This window comes from Pseudomonas sp. P4_C3 (assembly GCF_056402075.1).
Window position 1 is genome coordinate 1 of the sequence record NZ_JBFUIC010000410.1, and the last position, 3,163, is coordinate 3,163.

Annotated in this window: 2 protein-coding genes and 1 pseudogene; 1 reads left to right on the forward strand and 2 read right to left on the reverse strand. The window is 58.0% G+C overall.

The window, feature by feature from the left end; genetic code table 11:
• A pseudogene (locus AC1DVH_RS28560) lies at positions 1-120 on the forward strand (co-regulatory protein PtrA N-terminal domain-containing protein); the annotation flags it as partial.
• 196 nt (positions 121-316) lie between these two features.
• On the opposite strand, the gene AC1DVH_RS28565 reads toward AC1DVH_RS28560, so the two are convergent.
• Together AC1DVH_RS28565 and AC1DVH_RS28570 are read right to left on the reverse strand one after the other, a co-directional pair.
• Positions 317-1,729: an amino acid permease gene (locus tag AC1DVH_RS28565; RefSeq protein WP_477756605.1), complete on the reverse strand. Its 1,413-nt coding sequence runs from the start codon at positions 1,727-1,729 to the stop codon at positions 317-319.
• 85 nt (positions 1,730-1,814) lie between these two features.
• Complete coding sequence (locus tag AC1DVH_RS28570; protein ID WP_477756606.1) at positions 1,815-3,128, reverse strand: OprD family porin; 1,314 nt, start codon at positions 3,126-3,128, stop codon at positions 1,815-1,817.
• Between the last annotated feature and the right edge of the window lie 35 nt (positions 3,129-3,163).

A 3,163-nucleotide genomic window follows, 5' to 3' on the forward strand; every position in this document is an offset into this window, starting at 1 on the left:
GCACGCATGGAGTCGGCCCGCAAAGTCTCGATGGAAACCTACCAGGTTGCCCAGAAACAGAAGGCTGAAGCCGCTGTTGCTCAAAGCAAAGCCAAGGCGACCGACCGCAGCAATAGCTGATCCGTATAGCGAGTGGGCCGTGCAGGAACAACTGGTCAATCATTCATTCCACGACGAGTTGAGCCAGCCGCTCAGTGCATCGATCCAGCCCAAGGCCATGACCATTCTCAGCCAACTGACCTTTACGACAGGGTCATAACGGCAAGGCAAGCCTTGCAGCTTGAAGAATGCCCGTATCGTGAGATACGGGCATTCTTTATGGGGCCAGTATTTTTCGCTCTTGACGCGTGACCACCCGGGCTTTCCTGAAGAAAATACCGTAGACAATCGACAGCACCAGCAGAAACGGCACACCGAACACCAGGGTCATCTTGAAGGCTTCAGTGAAGTAGGTGGTGATCATCACCGCCCCCATCAGCACCAGCCCCAGCAATGTGCTGTAGGGAAACAGACGCATGCGGAACGACAGTTTGCGGTTGCCATTGCGTTCGTGAAAACGACGGAAACAGAAGTGCGTGAGGAAGATCATGAACCAGGTAAAGATCGCGCCGAACATCGAGATCGCCATCATCAGGGTGAACGAACTTTCCGGGTACAGGATGTTGAGCAACGTCGCCAGGGCGATACCTGAACTGGAGAGCAACAGCGCGTTCAACGGGATCCCGGTCTTGCTCAATACACCCATGGATTTTGGCGCGTAGCCGGCACGGGACAGGCTGAACATCATGCGCGTGGTGATGTACAGCTGACTGTTCATCGCCGACAACGCCGCAATCAGGATCACGAAATTCATCACGCCGGTGGCGCCGGGAATGCCGATGGCTTGCATCACCGTGACGAACGGACTCTGGGCATGGCCAGCCTGGACCCAAGGAACGATTGCCAGCATCAATGCCAGGGTCAGCAGGTAGAACACCACCAGGCGCACGATAGTCCCGCGAAAAGCTTTCTTCACCGCTTGTTCCGGGTCTTTTGCCTCGCCGGCAGCCACCGCGATCATCTCCACGCTCAGGTAGCTGAAGATCGACACGATCACCGCGATCCACATCCCTTGCAGTCCATTGGGGAAGAAGCCGCCGTGAGCGGTGTAATTGTGCACGCCGTAGTCCGGATTGCCGGAACCGAACACCACATACACCGCCAGGATGATGAAGCCGACAATCGCGCCGATCTTGATGGTCGAGAACCAGTATTCGAARGTGCCGAAGGTCTTCACGCTGATGGCATTGAGCACGATCAGCACGCTGGAGAACGAGACGATCCATATCCACTCCGGCACGTTGGCAAACCAGTACTTCATGTACATCGCCACCGCCGTCACTTCCGTGCCGACCGCCAGCACAATCGCCGCCCAATAGGCATAGCGCACCAGGAACCCGGCCAGCGGGCTGACATAAAATTCGGCATAGGCACCGAACGAACCCGAGGTCGAATGGGCCACGGTCATTTCCGCCAGGCAGCCCATCAGCAGTAGCGTGATAATGGCGCCAATCCCATAGCTGAGCAACACGCTCGGCCCGGCATAACCGATGGCATAGGCGCTGCCCATGAACAGCCCGGTGCCGATTGCACCGCCAATGGCGATCATGCTCATCTGCCCCGACGTCAGCTGACGCCGCAGGCCGTGTTCACGGTTGGATATCGTTTCGAAACCGGAGTTATCGGTCATTTTTATGTCCTCTGGATTTTGTCTTTCTTGAAGAGCACGTCGTGGGTTTAACGGTGGGGATCAGCCACGCACAGCAGGACACGGATCAGAAAATACTCAGTGGATACTCGATGATCACCCGGACTTCGTTGTTGTCCGTGGTGTCGGCACGGGCGACCTGCGCGGTGGAACGTACACTGGCCTGACGCACGCGTATTGACAGATCCCTGGCCTTGCCCGACTGCACGACATAGCGTGCCTCGAGGTCGCGCTCCCAGCGCTTGCCGTCATCGCCGTAACGTCCATAGGCGCCATTGGGTCCGCCGTCGTAATGGCTGTCATCGATGTGGTCACCACTGACGTAACGCGACATGAAGCTCAGGCCCGGCACGCCGAAAGGCGCCATGTCCAGGTCATAACGCAGTTGCCAGGAGCGTTCGTTGGGGGCGTTGAAATCAAGAACCTGAATCGAGTTGGCGAGGAAGATCGACGTGCCTGGCTGCTGGTCGAAGCCCAGGTAATCGAACGGCTCGTCGCCATCGACCCGCTGGTACGCCAGGGTCAACCGATGGGCACCGAATTTGTACGCGGTGGACAGCGACCAGGTGGTGTTGTCGATCTTGCCGGCCAGGCTCTGGCCGCTGTCGTTGGTGCGATAGAGATTGAAATCCAGGTTCAGCGACTGGCCTTCGCCAAGGGCAAAGGTGTAGTTGGTATTGGCGTAGTACTGGCGCCAGATGTCGGTGAACTGCGAACCGTACAGGCTGACACTCAGTTGATCGCTCAGGGCGTAGCTGCCGCCCAGATAATCGACGCTGCGGGTTTCCACGCCGGCGTACAGCGCTTTGAGCGCGCCATTGGCATTGGTCGAATTGCTGTCGTTGCCGGCGGTGAAGTGACCGATGTCCAGTTGCAATGCCTTGAGTTCATTGCTGGTCAACTGAAAGCCGGTGGCAACACTGGTGAACAGTCGCGCATTGCCGGTGCCGAACACCGGGTTGAGCGGTGTCAGGTTGCCGTACTTGAGCTCGGTCTGCGAAATCCGCGCCTTCACCGCACCGCCCGCTTCGGAATACTCATCCTCGGGACGACCATCGGCATCGACCGGCAGCAGACCCGTGCCCGTGCGACCTTTGCCACTGTCGAGCTTGAGGCCCAACTGCGCATAGGCATCGACCCCGAACCCCACCGTTCCCTGGGTGTAGCCGGAGCGGTAATCGAGCATGATCCCGTGGGCCCACTCGTCCCGATAGTTCTGACCGCCCGGGTTGTTGAGGTTGTTGCGGTAGAAATAGAAGTTACGGTTGGTCAGGGTCAGGCTGCTGTCTTCGACAAATCCGTTGTCGGAGGCGGCACAGGCCATTTGGCCAAGGCAACTGGAGATGGCGAGCGGCAAGGCAGGCCAGAGGGACAGTTTCATTCTGCGTGCTCCTTATTATTGTGATTGCAGAACTG